Source organism: Parvularcula marina, assembly GCF_003399445.1.
GTDB lineage: Bacteria > Pseudomonadota > Alphaproteobacteria > Caulobacterales > Parvularculaceae > Parvularcula > Parvularcula marina.
On sequence record NZ_QUQO01000001.1, the window covers coordinates 1,609,667 to 1,630,697 of the forward strand.

A 21,031-nucleotide genomic window follows, 5' to 3' on the forward strand; every position below is an offset into this window, starting at 1 on the left:
ATCTCATGTCGGACACAGATCACTCCCCCATCGTCAACACCCCAGCAGGTAGGCTGGAAGGGACGCGGGAAGATGGACTTCACGTCTTCAAGGGGATTCCTTATGCAGAGCCGCCCACGGGCCAGAACCGCTGGCGTCCCCCTATGCCCAAGGCCGATTGGAACGACATCAAGGAGGCGACATCCTTCGGCCCTGCCTGCCCTCAGCCGCCCCGGCGGCCGGGCAGTATCTATGCAGACGATTTGGGGCCGACGAGCGAAGACTGCCTCAGCCTCAATGTCTGGGCGCCTGAGGATGCCTCAAACGCGCCTGTCTATGTCTGGATACATGGCGGCACGCTTATCTGGGGCGCGAGCAAGGAATGCTACTACCATGGCGCCCGTCTCGCCCGCGAAGGGATGGTCGTCGTCACGATCAATTACCGGCTCGGCATTTTAGGCTATCTTGCCCACCCGGAACTCAGCGCTGATTCCGTGGACGGCATATCCGGCAATTACGGCCTGATGGATCAGATCGAGGCCCTGAAATGGGTCAGACGGAACATCAGCGCCTTTGGCGGCGATCCCAATAATGTCACCGTAGCTGGCGAATCCGCTGGCGCCCTGAGCATTCTCTATCTTCTGAGCTCTCCGGCGGCGAAAGGGCTGTTCTCGAAAGCCATTCTGCAGAGCTCCTATCTGATCTCGACGCCCCACCTCAAAGAGCGGGTGCATGGCGAGACGCCTGCAGAGGAAATCGGCAGCGATGTCGGCAAGAAGCTTCAGGCGAGCGATCTGTCCGTACTCCGCGCAATGGACGCGCAAGACCTTGTCGATAACGCCACGCTGGCAGGTTACCTGCCCTTCGGCACAGTCGACGGGCATCTCCTACCGGCTCAGCCGGCAGACATCTTCGACCGAGGAGAACAAGCTCCTGTGCCCGTCCTTGCGGGGTTCAACAGCGGCGAAGTGCGTTCGTTACCCTTCCTTGCTGCCCCGCCCCCATCATCGCGTGCCGAATATGAGGACGTCATCAGGGGCCGGTATGGAGAGATGGCGGAGGAATATCTGCGTCTTTATCCGAGCACAGATATGATGGAGAGCAATTTCGCTGTGGTCCGCGACGCGCTTTATGGCTGGACAGCAGAGAAGCTGGTCCTACAGCAGTCGGAACAGGGCCTTCCCTCCTATCTTTATCTTTTTGACCATGGCTATCCGGCAGCTGATGCAGCGGACCTCCATGCCTTTCATGCATGCGAAATCCCTTACATGTTCGGGAATTTCGATCGCACACCTCCACTATGGCCAACCAATCCGGATACGGCCGAAGAGCACGCGCTTTCCGATAAGATGGTCAGCTATTGGAGCCGCTTTGCCGCGACGGGAACGCCAACTGCTCCGGAGACTGCTGAATGGCCCGCTTACGGAAATACCCGCGCCTATATGGCATTCCGCGACAAGCCTGAGCCCGGCGCCAATCTCATGCCTGGCATGTTTGAGTTCCACGACTACGAGATTTCACGCCGCCGCAAGGATGGCGGGACCCCCTGGAATTGGAATGTCGGGCTGGCCTCACCGCCACTGTCCGAGAAACAGCGCTAGCGCTCTGCAGCGAGACCGAAGAACAGCGTCTGGAAATAATGCGGCGCTGAAATCATTCCTTGCTCACCATCTGCCTCTATTCCGAAAGCGGTGAGCCGCTGGCGCGTCGCGCCGAAGATTGCACCGCAGATCAGATATTCCAGCGCCTCGATATCGACCGGACGGATACTGCCACCTGAGATGCCGTGAGCGACAAGCTCACTGATCCCCGCCGTTACCCGCTTGAACCGGGCGGTCGCAATCGGCCGCTGCTTTTCATCCAGTGCTGAGAACAGAGTCAGCCGAAGAAGCGGATTAAGATCCGTAAGGTGACCATTATATAGTGAAGTCAGAAAGAGATGAAGCCGCGTCATGGCGTCGGCCTCACCACTCATATGTGTTGCGAGCGCTTTCTCCATCATGTCGAGCGTATGATGGACGCAACTGTTCAGCAGCGCATCCTTGTCATCGAAATGATAGTAGAAGACGCCTCTCGTTACCCCCAGTTCTGCGGCAACATCATGTACTGACAGATTTCTGTAGCCCCATCGATTTAGATGTCTCGTCCCGATACGAAGAAAGGCTTCCAGTTTCATCTTGTTACGCGCTTTGCGGTCAAAGAGAAAATTGTCCGTATCAACTGCAGTCTGCGAGCGCGCAGATGGCACTTTGCGGCTGCGCGATGCCGCCAGTCCGTAGCAAAGAAGGTCGCATAGCGCATCGATGGCCGCATCATGAGAATCCGGCACGACATTCTGGAGCCAGCGCCGGATCCATTGCTGCATACTGATCAACAGGAATGCCGACGCAGCAGGTGAGCTTGACCGGATCGACTTGTCTTCGATCCCCTTGCGGATGAAACTGCGAAGCGCCTTACCATGCGCCGCCAGGCGCGGCTTGATGGATCTTGCATCACCTTCGCCGAGGGCGGACGGATCACTGATGACCGCCAACGGCATTCTATGCCCGAGGATCGCCGCCGACTGAGCCTGCGCATAGGCCCTGATCCACCGTACAACCCGTTCAAGTCCAGTCGGCGCATCTGCCGCCAGCTTGATTTCCGCTTCGGCAAAATCACAAGTCCCTGAATAGGCCTCGAAGAGCAGCGCCTCTTTCGACTTGAAATGATAGCTGATGCTCGTCTTGGCTGTGCTGAGACGCCCAGCCACGTCCTCTAGGCGAGTGTCGTGATAGCCTTGATCGTTAAATAGCTTGATAGCTTCTGAGAGGATAATCGCACGCTTTTCGCTGCGATCAGCGGACTGAAGCGTCGATGCTTTCGGTGCCTCACCCATTCTCAGTCGTCTTCCTCCACTCACGCTGCCTTTTTCTGACGGGTTGCTATCTCCGTCGGCATTCGAGGCATTCTTGCCACGCTATAGCAAAAATTTGAACCGCTTGTATTAAATAATTGACTTGGTTCAAATGACCGATACGGTCACCTCCACACAAAACACGCCTGCAATTTAAGCGGAGGGAATAAAATGAGGGTGACGAAAAAAGAGTTTTTGCTGAGCGCGGCCATGGCTGCCGTCATAGCGTCTGGCGCTGCCTGGGCTCAGGATGACACGACCGATACCGATGATGACGATGTCATTGTGGTCACCGGGACCAACATTCAGGGCGCGCGCATCAATGAGGCGCTGCCCGTTACGATCGTCGGCGAAGACGATATTGCCGCAATCGGCGGCATCGACGGCGAAGACCTGATCCGCTCTCTTCCTGCTCAGGGCGGCGTTGCCTTCCGTCAGGACAACAACACAACGAACAACAACGCTCGCGGTGACGTGGCGTCGATCAACCTACGGTCGATCGGCTCAAGCGGCACACTCGTACTCCTCAATGGCCGCCGTGTCGTTAATCACCCCTCGACCCAAGCAGAGCTCTCCACCCCGGTCACCACGACCAACATGAACTCCCTGCCAGTTGCAGGCATTTCCCGTGTTGAAGTCCTCAATGACGGTGCCTCGGCTATTTACGGCACGGACGCCGTTGCCGGTGTCTTCAACACCATCCTCGACGATGATTTTGATGGCTTCCAGGTTCAAGCCCGTAACCTCTACGCGACCAATAACGACCTCAACGAACAAACCGTCACGCTGAAAGCCGGTCGGAATTTCAATGAGGGCAAGACCAACATCTCGGTCGCAGCCGAGTTCTCGACGCGTGACGGCATTTTTGCAGATGAATTCAAATTCTCAGCCAGCGAAGATCGTCGGCCTTTCCTTGTAGGGACAAGTTTTGAGGGCGACACTTCTTTCGACAACCGTGCGACTGCCTCTCCTTGGGGACAGTTCACGCTCAGAACGACATCTTCGACCCGTGTTCGCCAGAATGGTACCACACTGACAAATTCTTCGGGCAGGTTCCATATTCAACCAACGAGTTTCTCGGGATGCCGAGCTGATACGGCCGATGCACTCTCCGTTCCTGGCATATGTATTGATGACAGCAGTCAGGACCGCGATCTGCGCTTCGATGGCGCCTATGAGCGCTCAGTCATTTCTGACCGTGACCGGTTCAATGCCTTCGCGTTCCTGAACCATGATCTCGATAATGGAGTTCGTCTGTATAGCGAGCTTGGAATCTATTACGCTGAAACTCAGAAAACGAACGAGCCTCGAAACGGTATTGGCGCAACCGAAATCTCGATTCCGGCCAATTACTATTACAACCCGTTCGGCCCGGTCATGTTCTCTGATGGTTCAATCAACCCGAACCGTCTTCCTGGCCTGGAAAACGTTCCCGTTGAAGGCCTGCCGGTCTTCACCGATGGCGGCCGTTATCGCTTCGTTGATGTTGGCTTCCGCGATATTGAGGTCCAAAACATGCAATGGCGCGCACTTGGCGGTGCCCGCGGTGAGTTCGGTACAAGCGGTTGGGACTGGGATAGCGCAGTCCTTTATAACCGTGCCTATGCTGAAGACTCAGTGAACAATTCAGTGTCTCGTTCACTCTTCCAGCAAGCGCTGATGAATGAGACACCCAATGTCTACAACATTTTTAATGGTGCCGACCCGGACAACCCGTCGATCGGTGACGCAACGCCGAACGCGCAAAGTCTGATCGATCCCTTCCTGATCGATGTTGTCCGCAAGAGTACATCAGAACTCGCTCTTGCAGATTTCAAGGTCACCAATGGCAATGTCTTCGCCCTGCCGGGTGGTGATGTTGGTGTCGCCCTCGGCGTTGAGGCCCGTTACGAAGCCTATGACGAAGACCGCGATGAACGTGTCGATGGCACCATCACCTATACGGATGCTGTGACAGGCGAAGTCAGCCAGACGGATGTGTACGGCACAAGCCCGACGCCGGACTCGAACGGCTCGCGCAATGTCTATGCTGCTTTCGCAGAAGCCTCCGTGCCGCTGGTCAGCCCGGATATGAACATCCCACTGGTCAATACTTTCGACCTGCAGCTTGCTGCACGTTACGAGCATTATTCGGACTTCGGCGGCAGTGGCATCAAGCCGCGTGTGGCCGCTGCCTGGAAACCATTCGATTTCCTCAAACTGCGGGGCGCTTGGTCAAAAGGCTTCCGTGCCCCGAACCTGATCGTCGTGAACGAATCAGTTGACCGATCGAATGCTCGCGAAGACAGCTATGCCTGTGAAGCCGGTGTCCGTAATGGCACTTTTCCGACATTTGGTGATTGTACTGGTTTCTCGGTTGGCCGGACGGAACGACGCACAGTCGCGGAGGATATTGGCCCTGAAGAAGACACCAACATCACTTATGGCCTCGTCTTCGAGCCTCGCGGGATCAATGGTCCGCTCAGCTTCCTCAATCCACTGACGATCACAGTCGATCGCTGGGAAATTGAACGTGAGAATGTGGTCGGCGTCTTCGGCGCAGAGAACCACGTCAGCCTTGACTACCTGCTACGCCTACAAGGGTCATCGAACCCGAACGTAGTCCGTGCTGCTCCGAATGAAGATGATATCGCCTTTTTCGATGCGGCGGGCCTCACGCCAGCTGGGGAAATTGAGGTAATTCTGGATACCTATGACAACAATGAGAACATTGACGTCGAGGGCTGGGACTATGCCCTTTACTATGACCTCGATGACCTTCCGGTCGGGGACCTCAGCTTCAAGCTGAATGCTTCTTATCTGGATACTTACTTTATCGCCCTGTCACCGGGCGCACAGATGATCCGTGATGCTGTCGATAGCGGTCTGATTTCGGATGATATCACCGTTTCGCAGGAAGGCGAGATCATCAAACAGGATGGTCAGCCGGAATGGCGCCTCGGGTCGACCATTACGTGGCGTCACCCGACCGGTGTCGGTGGCGGTGTTCGCGTCAACTACATCAGCGAATTCATCGACACGGGCGCAGGCCTCAATCCCGATGGGGATCCCTTCATCGTCGACGACTGGGCGACAACCAATGTCTACCTTCAGTATCAGCATGATGGTGAAGGCTTTATGGATGGTCTTCGTGTTCGTGTCGGCGCCAACAACGTCACCGACGAAGAACCACCGCTTGCGGACGAAACCAACGGTTATGATGCTGCCTATCACAGTATCCGTGGTCGTCAGATTTACTTCGACATCCGCAAAAAATTCTGATCAACGGGCATGGGGTGCTGTCAGTGACGGCACCCCTATCCTCATATGCACCGTTATTTCCTCACCCTCCTGATCATTGCGGTTGTTTTCTTTCAATCGGCATTCGCCGGTGAACTCCGCTCGGGTCAATTCACCTTCTCCGGCTGGGATGGCCCGGCCCTGGAAGTTCACTATATCGAGCCTGCCGAAGACGACATGGCAGACGCTCCCATCGTCATTGTCATGCATGGCGTCCGGCGGAATGCGGATGATTACGCCCGCAACTGGCGTGAACTCGCGAAAGAATATGGCTTTCGCATCTATGCACCAGAATTCTCACAACGGGATTTCAAGGGCGCTGAGCTCTATAACCTCGGCGGCATCGGTACGGATCATCCCAGCTCTTATGCAGCGATTGAACCGCTATTTACCAGTATCATGGAACGTGGCGGCACGGCGGACGGGTACTACCTCTTCGGTCATTCCGCGGGCGCACAATTCGTTCACCGCGCGCTTCTCTTCGAAGATCTCGACCACCTCAAACTTGCCTTTTCCGCAAACGCTGGCTGGTACACTATGCCCGACGAAACCCTCGATTGGCCTTACGGCATCAAGGGTACGGCTGCGGACGAAGATGATCTTCGCGCGTGGTTCGGTAAGCCGATGATGATCCTTCTCGGCGAAGAAGACACCGACACTCGCGATCGTAACCTTCGTCGTTCGATGGAAGCCCTGAAGCAAGGGCCGCATCGCTTCGCCCGCGGCGTGACCTTCATCAACGCTGCGAAAGCCAAAGCGGATGAGCTGAGCGTGCCCCTCATCTGGCGCGGCGGCACCGTGCCCGGCGTCGCCCATGACAATGCCGGCATGGCGATCGCTGCAGCGCCGCTGATTGCCGCTCATGAAAAAAATAAAGTAGACACACAACCATGACCACCAAGTCGATCGAGGCCCCCGCCCTTCACCAGCGCGTGGGGCTGATCCTCGGCCCTGTCGCCGCGCTGCTTGTCTTTTTCTTCTTCGATGCTGAGGGTGTGTCCGATGCTGGCGTCATGACCGCCGCCGTCGCGACCCTCATGGCAATCTGGTGGGCGACAGAAGCCGCGCCTGTAGCGGTGACTGCCTTTCTGCCGCTGGTCCTCTTCCCCGCATTGGGGGTTTCTCCGATTTCCGAAACCGCGCCTTCCTATGCTCATCCGATCATCTATCTCTTCCTTGGCGGTTTTGTCATTGCCCTCGGGATTGAACGAACTGGGCTCCACCGCCGGGTCGCACTCAGCATTTTCAGACTAGCTGGGGTAAACGGACGATCCCTCGTCGGCGGATTCATGGCTGCTGCCGCAATCATCAGCATGTGGATCTCCAACACCTCCACCACCCTGATGCTGCTGCCTATTGCGATGTCCGTCATCGTCGTCATCCGAGAATCGATGACCTCATTGACCGAGAAAGAGCGCCGGGATTTCGAAACCTCCCTCCTGCTCGGCCTTGCCTATGGCGCGACCCTCGGCGGCGTTGCAACACTGGTCGGTACACCACCCAATGCCTTCATGGCTGGGTTCATGGAAACGACTTATAACGAGGAAATTGATTTCCGCCGCTGGATGATTGTCGGCGTCCCCGTCTCCGCCATCATGCTACCGCTGACATGGCTCCTTCTGACTCGGATCGTCTTCAAGGTCGGCTTCAAATCCAATGATGAAGCTCGCCAGCATATCGCCGAGCTGGGCTCCGGTCTCGGCCCGATGAGCAAAGGTGAGGTACGGATTGCCCTGCTGTTCGTCTTTCTTGTCGGTGGTTGGCTGTTCCGTAAACCGATCGCCAATGCGACCGGCCTTGCCGAGCTTTCCGATGCCGGGATCGCCATGGCCGCCGCAATTGGCGCCTTTCTCATCCCCAGCGGTGAACGGCGCGAAGCGCTCGTCACATGGGAGGACACAAAGCGCCTTCCATGGGGGGTGCTGATCCTTTTTGGCGGCGGCCTTGCGCTCGCTGGCGCGATGACGAGTTCCGGCCTGACCGAATGGCTGGGGCGTGAGCTTGCGCCGCTCGGCACGGTGAACATCGTCATTCTGGTCGTTGCGTCCGCCGCGCTTGTGATTTTCCTCACGGAACTGACGAGCAACCTCGCTACGACAGCAACATTCCTCCCCGTCATGGCCGCCATTGCCGTTGAAACAGGACAGGACCCGCTGGTCTTCGTCATTCCGGTGACGCTGGCCGCCTCTTGCGCCTTCATGCTGCCTGTTGCGACGCCGCCAAATGCGATCGTCTTCAGCTCCGGCTCGGTCTCGATCCCCCGCATGATGCGAGCGGGCGTTATGCTCAATCTGATCGGTGTTGTCGTTCTCTCCCTTGTCGCAATCTTCTTGGCCCCGGTGGTATTCGGATGATTACTTATTCGCTTCTCTTTCTTCTCAGCAGCGTTTCAGCAAGCGCCGCCACTGATCTGCCGTGCACAGAAGGCAGTGTTCGCCTCCTTGCCGATTTCCCAGGCGCTCGTGCCGAAGATTGCCGCAGGACCAAGAACGGATTTGCTATAGTCATCCGACCGGAGGCCGAGCCGATCAACAAAAGCCCCTGGTATGCCTTCGATATCGTAATGGACGAACAAGCCGAGGTCGCGACCACAGTCACGGTCAATATCCGCTATATCTATGGCAAACACCGGTATGATCCCAAACGGTTTGACGAAGAAACGGGCTGGACGTTGCTGCCTGAAAAAGACGTCCATGTCCGCGATGACGGTAAATTTGCCCGTTTCGTGTTCGATGTCACAGAACCCCGTACACGGATTGCTGCTCAACCGCTCTTTGATCCAGCCGATCGCGAAGCATGGACGAAAGACTATGCCCAGCGTGCTGGCTTCGACCTGACCGAGGCCGGCAAAACCCCGAATGATCATTCCGTCTGGCACATGAGCTCCCCTGCCGAAAAGCAGGACGCCCCGCATCTGCTCATCATTGGCGGTCAGCACCCGCCAGAAGTGCCTGGCACAATTGCCATGCGGGCCTTCCTTGATCGTCTGGGGGAAGATGATGAGCTGACGGCTGCTTTCCGCCAGCAATTCCACATCGACATCTTCCCGACCCTCAATCCTGACGGGATCGCAGCCGGGCACTGGCGATTTAACAGCCAGCTAGTCGATATGAACCGCGACTGGGGACCGTTCGAGCAAGTCGAAACACGCCTCGTTCGAGACCTCATGGAAACGCGTACCGAATCGGGTGGTCAACCCGTTCTGATGATTGATTTTCACGCGACTTTCAAAGGTGATATTCTGTACACCCCGACCGGCGAAGATGGTGAGCGCTACCAGCCGTTCCTCAACGCATGGTCGGAAGGCATCACCTCCCGCATGGGCGGAGGACCAGGCTTCATCGTCGATCCGCGCTCGAATCCGGGGCTGCCGACCGCTAAAAGCTGGTTCACATCGACCTATGATGCCCCCGGCCTCACCGTTGAGCTGGCGGACAAGACGAATGCTGTTCGCGCTCAAAAGCTTGGGCGAGCCGCTGCCGAGGAATTACTGCACATCCTTCCTGATTATGCCGCTGATATAACAAAATAGGAGCCGTACAATGATGAATAGCCTGATTTCCGGATGGCTGTTGATTCTCGCGTCCAGTTCCTCACCTTCTTCGCCGCAGACTGTCGAAGATGTCTTTACACCCGAGCACCGCAACATGCTCGTCATGCAAGTTGAGGCCGCCATCGCCAACGCACAGGCCGATCATGGCGTCATCTCCCGCAAAGTGGCGCGGGAAATTGGACGTACCGCAACGCTAGAGTATGCTCCCCTCGACGAAGTCGCAGCGGAGTATAAAATTGTCCGGCACCGGATGGTCGCGCTCCTCAATGTCTGGCGCCGCTCATTAAGTCCTGAAGCCCAGAACGCGCTTCATTTTGGCGCCACCACCGTCGACATCTATGATACTGTCCGTATTCTGCAGGTGCGCGAGAGCATCGGTCTGCTCCGTGAAGACATGCTGGCGGTCGAAGCCCTGCTTGTTGAATTGGCCCGCGAGTATCGCGATACCCCCATGATCGGCCGTACTCTAGGCCAGCACGCTTTGCCCATCACCTTCGGCAAGAAGGCCTCCGTCTGGGCTGCCGCGAACCGTCGGAACATTGAGCGGCTGAATGACATGGAATGCCGCCTGGTCACCCTCGGCGTCTTCCGCGGTGCCGTTGGTACCCATCTGGGACTGGGGCCAAAGGGCATCGAAATTGAAAATTCGGTCGCCGAGTCTCTGGGTCTTGGCCCTGTGACCCCCGCCGACTGGCACGGGATGCGAGATGTCTTCGGGGAGTATGCTTCGGTTCTTTCCATCAGCTCCCGGACATATTCCAAGATTGGTGAGGAGATCTTCTTTCTCCAATCGACGGATATCGGCGAAGTCTATGAACGCCGCGCCTCAACCGCGATCAGCAGCAGCACCATGCCGCACAAGCGGAATCCAAGCCGTTCAGAAGCCCTGATACATTGGGGGCGTGTCATCCCCGCCGAGGCGAACATTCTGATGGATGATATCGCCAATGCGTTTGAACGCGACAACACCTCCCGCCCGAATAGCACGATTGAAGATCTGTCAGTTGATGCAGCCGAGATGATGGATGATCTCGAATCCCTGCTAGAGCGGCTGGAGGTCGAGCCGGACAGAATGGCTGAAAATCTTGGCCGCACGGATGGAATGATCCTTGCCCAGCGGATTGTCTTTGCACTGCAAGAGGATGTCGGCAAGGAAGCAGCTGAGGCGCATGTCACCGAGGCAGCGCGGGCATCTTTGACGCAAGGCTTGAGTTTTCGGGAGTCATTGCTGGCCGATCCTGAAATCGGCCCCTATTTGACCGACAATATTGATGAGCTTCTTGATCCGTCTACTTACCTTGGCTTGTCCGCGGAGCAGGCTGACGAGACTATTGCCTGGCTGGCCTCAACGCCAGCAACCCCGGTCTGCGGCGAGACGTCTGCGAGATAGCTCGTTCAGACATCGCGCTTAAGCTACGAAACTCAAGAAAAAAGCCCGGACAATTCGTCCGGGCTTTTTTATTCTCATGTGGCGCCTGTTAAAGAGGGCTTCGCCCACGGACTGCACGCGCGATAAACGTGACGACCAAAAGCGCCAAGAAAATGAAGAACAGAATTTGCGCAATACCGGCCGATGCGCCGGCGATGCCGCCGAATCCAAGTGCTGCTGCGGCAATGGCAAGTACGAAAAAAGCAAGTGCCCATCCAAGCATGGTAATATCTCCTAATAACAAACTATTGGTTCGAAGCTAAATCGCTTACACGGAATAAACGAGGTGGCCTCACTGCGGTTCCCAGAGGGCCAGAATTAAATCTTCGACCGGCCGGGAACTTTATCGGAACTCTCGCTTTTTATCCCCTGAACCGCGCTGTGCGCCTGAGTTTCTGGTCACGACGCTAACTGCCATTTGGCATGAAAAGGGGTGTGCCTAAGATCATGATCGTCCTTATCAATCGGGATTCTGGGTCCACTTCTGATCGCACGAGCGCAGAGCTGCAGCAGATATTGCAGGAACACGATTTGACTGCCCAAATTATAGAGACGCGCTCAGATGACCTGACACGCGATATCTCTGACACGGTCGAAAAAGATCCTGAAATGATCATCGCGATCGGTGGCGATGGCACGGCAGCATGCCTTCTCGACCAATGCCATGGCCGTGATATTGAAGTTCTTCCGCTTCCCGGCGGCACCATGAATCTCTTACATAAATCTTTGCACGGTGAATTTGACGACTGGCAGGATTGCCTGACCAAGGCATTGACAACGGGCAGGGCCCGCAAGATTTCCTGTGGTCAGGTTGCTGACAGGACATTTTATGTTGGCGCAACCTTCGGACAGCTTTCCCACCTCTCCGAAGTCCGGGAAAAAATCCGTGAAGGCAGTTTCACAGAAGCTGCCGATGAACTCATCAAGACAGAGGCTCTCGACCTCACGACGACGCTTGAAATCACCTATAAGGAAGCAACAGGCTGCGAAGCGCGACTTGATGCAACTGCGGTCGGCTCACTCCTCATCGCTGGGAATGGCCCTGCTCATTACCGCTTTGATATTGGTATCATGGATCCCGGCTCTCATTTCTCACTTGCGAAAACGGCGCTTGCCGCCATCGTCAATGACTGGCGCAAACTGGAAGATATCGATTTCATTCGGACACGTGCCTTCACCGTGTTTGACAATGAGAGAGACGAGATTGCCGCGACACTCGACGGTGAACCGGCAGAACTCCCCAATCTGTGTGACGTCAAAATCAAAGAGAATGTCGTATCAGTACGAACCGCAAAATGAACATCACCCGCCTGGCGCATGTGGCGGACCTGCATTTCGGCGCGCTTGATAAAGCTGCGTTAGACGTCTTCACGTCTTTCATTCAGTCAAACAACGTTGAAGGAATTGTGATCTCGGGCGACCTCACCCAACGTGGTAGCCATCACGAATTTGAGCAATTCAAGGCCTGGTCTCGTGAGGTTTCAGTACCTCTCATCTGCGTACCGGGCAACCATGATACGCCCATGTATAGCGTGGCACGCCGCGCCATAAGCCCGTTCAGACGATATAATTCATATACAGATCACATCCCGGCTTCCGGTACTTTTGGTTCATTCCAGGTCGAAGGGCTGAATACCGCTCGTGGATGGCAATTCCGGCTCAACTGGGCGGAAGGGTCGGTCAGGCAAGGTGATCTGACAGAACTGCTTGGCAGATACCCCAAAGATTCGGACACTATCTCCGTCATTGCGTGTCATCACCCCTTCCTCTCCCCGCCGTCTTCGCCTTTGCGGATCCGTACACGCCGCGGCGTCTGGGCCAGTCGGGCAGTGGCCGATAGTAAGGTGAGCCTGCTCCTTGCCGGCCATGTCCACACCCCCACCACGACCTGGCGAGGCACAAAGGAGAAAGGCTATCTTTCGGTGACGTCCGGAACGCTATCGCAACGGCTCCGCCGTCATCCGCCCAGTTTCAATCTCATTTCTCTTTATCAGGACAAGATCGAAATCGAGGCTGTCATGGCGACAGAAGCTCAAGCTGGCCACCGCAAGATACTGGGGACTTGGCCTCGGCAGGGCAGCCAAATCCTTCCCCACCCAAACCGGTAATCTCCATACGTGCCCTGCAAAAGGGTGAGGGAACGGAACCCCAGAACATGCTCATGCGTAGGTAGGGTGTGCAATTTTTTTGGAGGTTTCACATCATGAATACCCAAACGACGAATGTGAATGGTGAGAGCCACGATCTGGACACTCTTCGCGCGGATGTTTCGGCCCTGCGGGCTGATTTGCAGACGCTTCTTTCCGATGCCGGCAAAGTTGCAGGTGAATTCGCTGACAGCGGTATGAAGCGCGGCAAGGAAGCTGCGTCCCGCATGTCATCGGCAGGCAAGGACGGCATTGCGAAGGCTGAGAACAGCGTGAAGGATCATCCCGTCGCCGCCCTCGGCATCGCTTTCGCCTTTGGTGCCCTTCTGGGCTTTGCCAAGCGGAAATAACCAGTGGACAAGGCTAAGCTTCGCCTGTTTGCCGGGATCGCTGGCGCCCTCTTTGGCTTTTGTGGCTTGGTGGCGCTGGCGGTCGCTGGCAGTATTGCATTGGCCGCGGCGATTGGCCTTGGTCCAGCCGTGGCTGTACTCGCGGGCGCTTTTCTTCTGCTCGCGATAATGTGTTTCAGCTTTTTCCTTCTGCCGACGAAATCGATCGAGGAAGAAATCCATCAGGCTGAGGAGTTGGGATCTGCGGCCCTCGCAGACCTTCCCTTTGATACCCTCAAGCAGTTTATCAAGAAGCACCCATTATCCGCTACCGCGATCGCACTTACAGTTGGCTATAGCCTGATCAAGAACCCGCAAGGCCTGGCAAAGCAGGCACAGCGGGCGATGATCCATTTTATGTAAAAATTTTTCCGCGAGGCCGGAACCAACTTCGGATGCCGGCGTTTTAGATTAGATACCTGCCCACCCTGCGGGTGTTTTCCTGCCCAAAGGAGCCGATGCCCCTCTGCCCCTGCCTCAGCATCGGCTCCTTTACCCCCCCACATTTACTTACATTTTTATCCGTTTACGTCTTTTTCTAGACGGAACCATTTCCTCAGCCGATCGTTTCTATTGGGACAACCATGGAGGCTATCATGAGACGCTATTGGAAACTTTTCGCCATGTCCCTCTTCGCAGCGGGAACTGTCGCCTGCTCAACTATCGAAGGCGTTGGCAAGGACGTCGAGGAAGTTGGCGAGGAAATTCAGGAGACCTCTGAGAACAATCGTTGAGGCGAAAAAAGCGCGAGAACTGGACCGGAAGAACTTCAGTTCGATCCGGCCCATTTTCGCATTCCAATTTCATTTTTTTACAGACGGATAGAACATGACCAATACTGCATTGAAAATCGCAACGACCGAATTTGAACCCGATGTCGGAATGACCGACCAGGAACGCGCGGATGTCGCTAACGCCCTCTCACACGTTCTCGCCGACACCTACATGCTATTTATCAAAACCCAAGGCATTCACTGGAATGTGACGGGTCCGTCGTTCGTCGGCATCCACAAGCTGACCGAAGAACACTATGAGAATATGTATGAGGCGATCGACAAGATTGCTGAACGCATCCGTGCGCTTGGGATCAAAGCCCCGGCTAGCTATGCCAAATATGGCGAGCTGTCCTCCATCTCCGACAATGGTGATGACTATTCTTCAGTTGGGGATATGCTCAACACGCTGATCAGTGACCACCAAAAAGCCGTGCAATCCATGCGCAAAGCAATTGGTTGGTGCGAAGACAAAAAGGACTTCGTCACTGCTGATATGATGATCGAACGAATGGCCTGGCACGAGGAAGCGATCTGGATGCTCAAATCCCTATCTGCAAGTTCGTAATCCGACCACGCAGACAACCTTTTCAAAGGCGGGAGTTCATCAACTCCCGCCTTTTTGTTATCGCGGAGGAATTCTCAACTCCACATGATAACCCTGTTCATTGACTGCCTGTGTGAGCTCTGCCGAAAGCTGGCGCGCAAATGCCGTCATGAGCTTTGATCCAAGTCCTGAAGATGACTCACCGACCTTTCCGGCCTTCCCGTCATCCTGGATTGAGAGAAACAGATCGTCGCCATCTTCCATCAGTGTCACGCTGATCTCTTCACCATCACCGGTTTCAAGGGCATATTTCACCGAATTCGTGATCGCCTCGAGGACAAACAGTGCCATCGGGATCGCGTCATCCGACACTCTCTCGACCTCGGCGATATTCCAGCGCAATCGCCCCCCGAATTCTTCTATACCGAGCGCACCCTGAAGGTGCTCCAGCAGCGCATCGAAGAATGGCCGCATCTGGACATATTCCAGTCGCTCATGCTGATAAAGAGTTTGGTGTACGATTGAAAGTGCATCGATCCTGTTACGGACGTTTCCAAGTACTCTTCTTGCCTGAGTGTCCTCGAGAGGCCGCATCTGCAGCCGAACAAAGCTGCTGACAATCTGAAGATTATTTTTGACACGGTGATGGATCTCTTTGACCGCTGCATCGCGCACAGCAATCGCTTCGTGCAATTCCTCGTCCCGCTGCCCGATCCGCCTCGCCATATTCTCAAGAATGGAAGATAGCTTCGATATTTCCTGCGGCGCTTCTTCGAACGAAGCATCAGTCGTATAATCATATTTCCCGACAGCATAAGCAGCCGTCATGCGCCGTAATGGCCAGAACCATTTGAGGATCAAATGCTCGATCGCGAACCAGACAGCAATCAGGGTCAGGAGGAATGTCAGTATCGGCAAGCCGATCGTTACTGCCGGACGCAGAGTGAACTCGCTGACAATTCCCGGCGCCGGCCGTGAGACCATGGCGTAGATACCGCCCTCGCCGATAGGGCGGATCACGCGGTCATAAGGATCGCCTTCATTGTCATCGACGACATCCAGCATCGTCTCATTGGACTGCACGGCCTTGCGAACGTCCAGCGCACGACCATCCTGAAACCTCACGCTGCCAAAGACATTCCCGTCGCTATCAACGAGCGCAACTTCGATATCATCCTGCTCTCGGGGGGCTGGCATGGCAGACATGAGTCTGTAGATATTGATCCCTATACTGGCAGATCCTGCGAACTCTCCATTCTCATCCTCTAGCCTGTGGAGTGAAGCAAATGACCATTCATCGCTCTCGACACCGATGAACGCACCTGTCCTCAACGTCACACGACCATCTCTGAGCTGTGCATGCCAGTAGCGATCCTGGATCTCATAACCAGGCTCACCTCTGGCCGTACATTTGGCCAGCCCCGTCACACCATAGTGAACGATATTCTGTACGTAGGGAAACACAGGCTTGATGCGCGCCATGGTCTCAGAACATCTGTCTTCGGCGATATCATCACTGAAAATCGCGAGGAGCGATTCTGCCGAGGCAACAGATTTCTCAATCCAGTCGATAGCATTGTCAGACGCCAGAATGAGTTCTTCCTGACGATCTTGAATGGTATTTCGGCTATCGAGATAGGCTCGCCACCCAGCGATGACGAGGACAGGGCTCAATGCTGCAGCAATCGTTACAAGGAGACGCGCGCGGAGGCTTTGAAGTGCCTTTGGAACGCTCGTGGCATTGCCGTTCGCACCCTTCCCACTTCCAGCCTTAACCTCTCCCTCCTTGGAGGGAGGCTGCTTCAGCCATGATGTCCGAGATTGCGTCGCTAGCTTTTGCGCCTTGCTCGTCGCTGAATCCTGCTGATCCGTCATTCAACATTTCCTCAAGCGCGCTCCGCCCACGGCTCACACGGCTCTTGATCGTTCCCACGGCGCATCCGCAGATAGCAGCAGCTTCATCATAGGCAAGGCCTCCAGCACCAACGAGAATGACAGCTTCCCGTTGCTCTGAGGGGAGTTTTTGTAAGGCATTTCGCAGCGCGAGAACCTCTAAAGGCGCAGACGGATCATCGACAGCCATCAGCGTACCTTCGGCGACCTCCTGATCCAGCGGCTGAGATCGCCATGCTCTACGCTGTTCGGAATAAAAGTGATTCCGAAGGATCGTGAACACCCAAGCACGCAGATTGGTGCCTTCCTTATAGCTTTCGCGGGATTTCCACGCCTTCAGCATGGCTTCCTGCGCTAAATCATCCGCCATCGATGCATTACCGCACATGCTTCTGGCGAAAGCACGAAGTTGCGGAATAAGGACGGTCAGCTCTTTTTTGAAATTCTCGTCTTCAGACGGATGTGATGCACTGGCCATTATGCATCACCAGATGATGAGCGGTTGTTATCAGCATCCTCTAACAATTTTAGGAAGTCATCCGGGACATCTTCCTGGATGACATCATCATAAATTTGGCGCAATTGACGCCCAATTCTGTTGGTGCGCATGCGACGCTCGCGCTTCTCCAACGGATTGGTGTCTTTTTGATCAGTCATAAATTCGTCATTCGGGTTATCGTGATCGGGCAATATCATAACGCCGCTTCCGGCAGCCGGTTCCGAGAAATCTGAGATTTTTTTGATTTTTTTCGCAACCTTCTCGTCACCAGAGCGTTTTAGCGCTGATCACTGATTGAGGGTACCAAATGTCACTTGTTGAAACTTTCCGCCCGCATCTGCCGTTTCTGCGGCGTTATGCACGGGCGCTGACAGGCAGCCAGCAGAGCGGGGATGCTTATATTCGCGCCTCTCTTGAGGCTCTCTCTGCTGACCCCGACCAGATTGGCACTGGCATCACAGATGGGTCAGAAGCTCCTCGCATTGCACTCTACCGCCTGTTTCACACGATCTGGAGCACTACAGGTGCTGCACTTCAATCTCAGAAAGACGAGATTGAGAATAGCGATCTCAGCCCACTCGATCGCCTCGAAACACTCTCCCCGCTTTCGCGTCAGGCTTACCTTCTGACCATGCTGGAAGGGTTCACCCGTAACGAGGCCGCTATCATTCTTTCACTGTCACCTGCTGAAGTCGACGAACTCGTTGATACAGCCCAGCGTGACATTGAGAGCGAGCTGCGGACAAATGTGCTCATCATCGAGGACGAGGCCATTATTGCCGCGGACCTCGAAGCACTGGTGACGGAACTTGGTCATGATGTTGTTGGCACAGCCGCCACGCGTGACGAAGCGGTCAAGACGGCCTTGAGCACGAAACCCGGTCTCATCCTTTGCGATATTCAGCTCGCCGATAACTCGTCTGGCATCGACGCTGCACAGGATATTCTGGCCAGTTTTGATGTGCCCATTATTTTCATCACGGCATTCCCTGAACGTTTGCTGACAGGTGAGCGGCCGGAGCCAACCTACCTGATCTCCAAGCCGTTCCAGGACAATGTCGTCAAAGCGGCAATCGCGCAGGCGTTGTTCTTTCATCCCGCCAAGGACAAAAAGGCAGCCTGATCTGGCGTGAACACATGACGAATAGCCGTTGAGCAATCGACGCTAATCCCAACGAAACATGGCCCCCATTCTCGCAACAAAGAGATGGGGGCCTTTCTTTTTCCGCCCTCTGGAATGGCTAATCTCACGATCGCGCGGAACCGGCTCCTTGCACAGACGTTTGTTCGGTGGAGGGTATAAACATGCGTACCAAAGCCATTTTCATCTCTACCGCCGCTATTCTCGGCACCGCGTCCGTCGCATTGTCCAATACGGACACGCGTACGGTAACGGATAAAAGGTCATCTATTGAAATTGATCAATTCGAAGCTGACGCTCAAAAGTCATTCTATCGGATCGACATCAATGATGACGACAAGATTGATATCGAAGAGTTCGCCGCTCAAACGCTTGTGCATGCCGAGCTCGCCCGTTTTAACGGATACGTTACTCTTGAGACTGATGAGATTACCTATATTCCATTGAGTAACCGCCCTCAGTACGAGCTGTCACTTTCGGAACGGACCCGCATCACGACTCTCGCCCGCCGTGAGTTCTATGAGTATGCTGGCGATGATGGCGAAATGTCTTTCTACGAATGGACAAGCTATAAGCTCGCAGATGTTCGCCAGCACGATCGTGACCGCGATAGTCGGATTGAAGGTGACGAGCTGACAGATTACGCACGTCAAGTTGCTCGCCTTCGTCACTCTGGCGTATAAAGATTATGTTTGATATGTCAGGCTATTCTTGGCCTGACATATCTTCTTCAACAGCCAATAAACCACTTCGCTGGCATTCCTGCAGCAGGTGATCAAGCGCAGCAATGATCCGGGCGGGATCTGCTTTTTGGTTTGGTGTGGCGTTTTGATCGCCAATATCCAATCGTCCCTCTGATACGGCCGTGCAAATCTCTTCCACCAATGCCTCGCGGGTTCTTGTGCCGTCCATCAGCCTTGCGATAAAGCGCACAGGACCGCGCAACGCGACAGGCTCGTGAAGCCGGGAGCTTACCTCGACCATACCTTGCGCGAGCTGCGCCCTGGCGACGGGCCAGAGAGCCGGACGATCATCCGCCGCGCTCCCATTCCGTAGAGGGATGGTCGACACTTTAACGTGACCAGCCTCAATTGTGCGCCACAGGGCGTCATGCAGCCGATCCGCCGCCCCGGGCTGGCTGGCGCCCGTACCCACCAGAGCGATATCCGCGATTTCGTCGAGCGTGCGGGTTTCCGGATAGGCGTCCTCGAGCAGCGAAAGCGCCTTTCCTGCGACAGGGTCATTGGTTCGGATCCGCGACTCGCCATGACGGAAGGTCAGCGTGCCGCCCTCTTCTGCCTCCCTGACCATGGAACAGGCATAATGAAGTGACTGCAGCACTTCGCCGTGTGCCTTATTGTCTTTTTTGGCATCTGCCCGTCGCAGGATGGACCGCCTGAACTTCCTGCCACTGACAAAATCAGCGCCTTGTGTCCGCGATAGATGGTCAACGGCAGTGATAATGGGGTGCTCCTGCTCCAGTAGCGGCCCCAATGAACTTACGTCCTGTTCGGGCGGTGCGGCATCGCAGACATAGGACAGCCCATGCCCTTCTGCCCATTCGACAAAATCATGGAAGTGACACGGCTCATTGAACGGCCCCAGAAACTCCCCTTGAAAATGCGGATCGGTCATGCGGACGCATTGGGCGATCTCGTCCTTCAGCGCGCTGCCATAGGGCGTCTTCGGATCAAGACAGCCGGCATAAGCCTCTAGGACACTCCGCGCCTCCGCGATCGCCGTGATTGGATCAGTGCCCGGATCTATATGACGCTGGCATATCTCACGGACCGCCATACGGAGCCCCCAGCCGGGATAGGTATTATAACTGATATAGGCGAGCCCGGTCTCCGTCAGGGAGGCGGCGCAGATTTTCAGGATGGCTTCCCGAACGGGCTGCGGCGTCCAGCTAAAGACCCCGTGGCAGATGATAAAATCATATTTCCGCGCACCCAAATTAAGCTGCGATATATCTCCCTGACGAAGCGAAATATTCTTCAGGCTGAGTTCTTCAATCAGCTGATTGCCGTCACGGATGTGCCGGTCAGCAAGATCCACCCCTTCAAATCGGGCCTCCGGAAATCGGGCGGCCAGCGGGATGATATTGCCGCCTGACGCACAACCAAGTTCCAGCACAGTCGCCGTCTCAACGGCCGGGACATGACAGCCATGCAGAGCAGCGAGCGCCGCCAACCGCGCCGGCTGCGTTTGCGGAAATGGCAGTGATGCATAGGGCAGTGCATCATAATCGATCTGATCCGGCGTCATGACTGCGCTCCCCTCAACGGCTGCCCAACCAAACGGCAGAAAGCCTACATTTCAGTGCTTTAGCACTATACACGACGTGAATTGACCGAGATGACGACTTTAATACCGCTTTACGCCGCCCAACCCTTGGAATACATAAAAGGTTAATGAATCAATGAATTCACTCGGGTCACGGGCAAAGATCCTCCCGCCTACATCTTAGGCGAGCATGACCCCCCACCCTCGTGAAAGCAGTGGTTTT

General features: G+C 55.4%; 20 protein-coding genes. 14 read left to right on the plus strand and 6 right to left on the minus strand.

The annotated features are described in order from the left end of the window. Window positions 1-5 precede the first annotated feature (5 nt). Window positions 6-1,580 (plus strand): carboxylesterase/lipase family protein, encoded by a 1,575-nt coding sequence (locus tag DX908_RS07685; RefSeq protein WP_116391774.1) that lies wholly within the window; start codon window positions 6-8, stop codon window positions 1,578-1,580. On the opposite strand, the gene DX908_RS07690 is transcribed toward DX908_RS07685, so the two are convergent. Next, window positions 1,577-2,854 carry a TetR/AcrR family transcriptional regulator gene (locus DX908_RS07690; protein ID WP_116391775.1) on the minus strand — a complete coding sequence of 426 codons (1,278 nt, stop codon included), beginning with the start codon at window positions 2,852-2,854 and terminating at the stop codon, window positions 1,577-1,579. The two genes, DX908_RS07685 and DX908_RS07690, sit on opposite strands and share 4 nt — an antisense overlap. 228 nt (window positions 2,855-3,082) lie before the next feature. Here DX908_RS07690 and DX908_RS07695 point away from each other — a divergent pair, with 228 nt between their 5' ends. The 5 genes from DX908_RS07695 to DX908_RS07715 are packed head-to-tail and all read left to right on the plus strand — an operon-like array spanning window position 3,083 to window position 11,094. Beyond that, the gene (locus DX908_RS07695; protein WP_158548578.1) at window positions 3,083-6,133 is read left to right on the plus strand and encodes a TonB-dependent receptor domain-containing protein; all 3,051 of its coding nucleotides are present in this window, start codon (window positions 3,083-3,085) and stop codon (window positions 6,131-6,133) included. A 45-nt stretch (window positions 6,134-6,178) separates the two neighbouring features. Then, complete coding sequence (locus DX908_RS07700) at window positions 6,179-7,045, plus strand: alpha/beta hydrolase family protein (protein WP_116391777.1); 867 nt, start codon at window positions 6,179-6,181, stop codon at window positions 7,043-7,045. Next, complete coding sequence (locus tag DX908_RS07705; RefSeq protein WP_116391778.1) at window positions 7,042-8,505, plus strand: SLC13 family permease; 1,464 nt, start codon at window positions 7,042-7,044, stop codon at window positions 8,503-8,505. The genes DX908_RS07700 and DX908_RS07705 overlap by 4 nt, the downstream gene beginning before the upstream one ends. Further along, window positions 8,502-9,683, plus strand: coding sequence for a M14 family metallopeptidase (locus DX908_RS07710; RefSeq protein WP_116391779.1), 1,182 nt, complete (start codon window positions 8,502-8,504; stop codon window positions 9,681-9,683). Before DX908_RS07705 ends, DX908_RS07710 begins: the two co-directional genes overlap by 4 nt. A 10-nt stretch (window positions 9,684-9,693) precedes the next feature. Further along, complete coding sequence (locus DX908_RS07715) at window positions 9,694-11,094, plus strand: lyase family protein (protein WP_116391780.1); 1,401 nt, start codon at window positions 9,694-9,696, stop codon at window positions 11,092-11,094. 88 nt (window positions 11,095-11,182) lie between these two features. On the opposite strand, the gene DX908_RS07720 is transcribed toward DX908_RS07715, so the two are convergent. Continuing rightward, window positions 11,183-11,356 carry a DUF1328 domain-containing protein gene (locus DX908_RS07720; RefSeq protein WP_116391781.1) on the minus strand — a complete coding sequence of 58 codons (174 nt, stop codon included), beginning with the start codon at window positions 11,354-11,356 and terminating at the stop codon, window positions 11,183-11,185. A 224-nt stretch (window positions 11,357-11,580) separates the two neighbouring features. Between DX908_RS07720 and DX908_RS07725 the strand changes: the two genes are divergently transcribed. The 6 genes from DX908_RS07725 to DX908_RS07755 all read left to right on the plus strand — a co-directional run bounded on the left by DX908_RS07725 (window position 11,581) and on the right by DX908_RS07755 (window position 15,010). Next, window positions 11,581-12,432, plus strand: coding sequence for a diacylglycerol/lipid kinase family protein (locus tag DX908_RS07725; RefSeq protein WP_158548580.1), 852 nt, complete (start codon window positions 11,581-11,583; stop codon window positions 12,430-12,432). Next, window positions 12,429-13,241 carry a metallophosphoesterase family protein gene (locus DX908_RS07730; protein ID WP_116391783.1) on the plus strand — a complete coding sequence of 271 codons (813 nt, stop codon included), beginning with the start codon at window positions 12,429-12,431 and terminating at the stop codon, window positions 13,239-13,241. Before DX908_RS07725 ends, DX908_RS07730 begins: the two co-directional genes overlap by 4 nt. Before the next feature lie 95 nt (window positions 13,242-13,336). Continuing rightward, the gene (locus tag DX908_RS07740; RefSeq protein WP_116391785.1) at window positions 13,337-13,630 is read left to right on the plus strand and encodes an ElaB/YgaM/YqjD family protein; all 294 of its coding nucleotides are present in this window, start codon (window positions 13,337-13,339) and stop codon (window positions 13,628-13,630) included. 3 nt (window positions 13,631-13,633) lie between these two features. Next, window positions 13,634-14,032 (plus strand): hypothetical protein, encoded by a 399-nt coding sequence (locus tag DX908_RS07745; protein ID WP_116391786.1) that lies wholly within the window; start codon window positions 13,634-13,636, stop codon window positions 14,030-14,032. Window positions 14,033-14,265: 233 nt separating this feature from the next. Then, on the plus strand, window positions 14,266-14,403 hold the full coding sequence (locus DX908_RS07750) for an entericidin A/B family lipoprotein (RefSeq protein WP_116391787.1): 138 nt from the start codon (window positions 14,266-14,268) through the stop codon (window positions 14,401-14,403). 94 nt (window positions 14,404-14,497) lie between these two features. After that, window positions 14,498-15,010 (plus strand): Dps family protein, encoded by a 513-nt coding sequence (locus DX908_RS07755; RefSeq protein WP_116391788.1) that lies wholly within the window; start codon window positions 14,498-14,500, stop codon window positions 15,008-15,010. Window positions 15,011-15,067: 57 nt separating this feature from the next. Here DX908_RS07755 and DX908_RS07760 read toward each other — a convergent pair whose 3' ends face one another. From DX908_RS07760 to DX908_RS07770, 3 genes are all read right to left on the minus strand, one after another. Beyond that, window positions 15,068-16,663, minus strand: coding sequence for a sensor histidine kinase (locus tag DX908_RS07760; RefSeq protein ID WP_158548584.1), 1,596 nt, complete (start codon window positions 16,661-16,663; stop codon window positions 15,068-15,070). A gap of 97 nt (window positions 16,664-16,760) precedes the next feature. Next, window positions 16,761-17,360 (minus strand): sigma-70 family RNA polymerase sigma factor, encoded by a 600-nt coding sequence (locus tag DX908_RS07765; RefSeq protein WP_116391790.1) that lies wholly within the window; start codon window positions 17,358-17,360, stop codon window positions 16,761-16,763. Further along, complete coding sequence (locus DX908_RS07770; protein ID WP_147303754.1) at window positions 17,360-17,539, minus strand: NepR family anti-sigma factor; 180 nt, start codon at window positions 17,537-17,539, stop codon at window positions 17,360-17,362. The genes DX908_RS07765 and DX908_RS07770 overlap by 1 nt, the downstream gene beginning before the upstream one ends. 149 nt (window positions 17,540-17,688) lie before the next feature. On the opposite strand from DX908_RS07770, the gene DX908_RS07775 reads away from it, so the two are divergent. Together DX908_RS07775 and DX908_RS07780 are read left to right on the plus strand one after the other, a co-directional pair. Next, window positions 17,689-18,504: a response regulator gene (locus DX908_RS07775; RefSeq protein ID WP_116391792.1), complete on the plus strand. Its 816-nt coding sequence runs from the start codon at window positions 17,689-17,691 to the stop codon at window positions 18,502-18,504. A gap of 182 nt (window positions 18,505-18,686) precedes the next feature. Further along, window positions 18,687-19,205 carry a hypothetical protein gene (locus tag DX908_RS07780; protein ID WP_116391793.1) on the plus strand — a complete coding sequence of 173 codons (519 nt, stop codon included), beginning with the start codon at window positions 18,687-18,689 and terminating at the stop codon, window positions 19,203-19,205. Between the two features lie 22 nt (window positions 19,206-19,227). On the opposite strand, the gene DX908_RS07785 is transcribed toward DX908_RS07780, so the two are convergent. After that, window positions 19,228-20,790 (minus strand): methyltransferase regulatory domain-containing protein, encoded by a 1,563-nt coding sequence (locus tag DX908_RS07785; RefSeq protein ID WP_116391794.1) that lies wholly within the window; start codon window positions 20,788-20,790, stop codon window positions 19,228-19,230. Window positions 20,791-21,031: the final 241 nt, after the last annotated feature.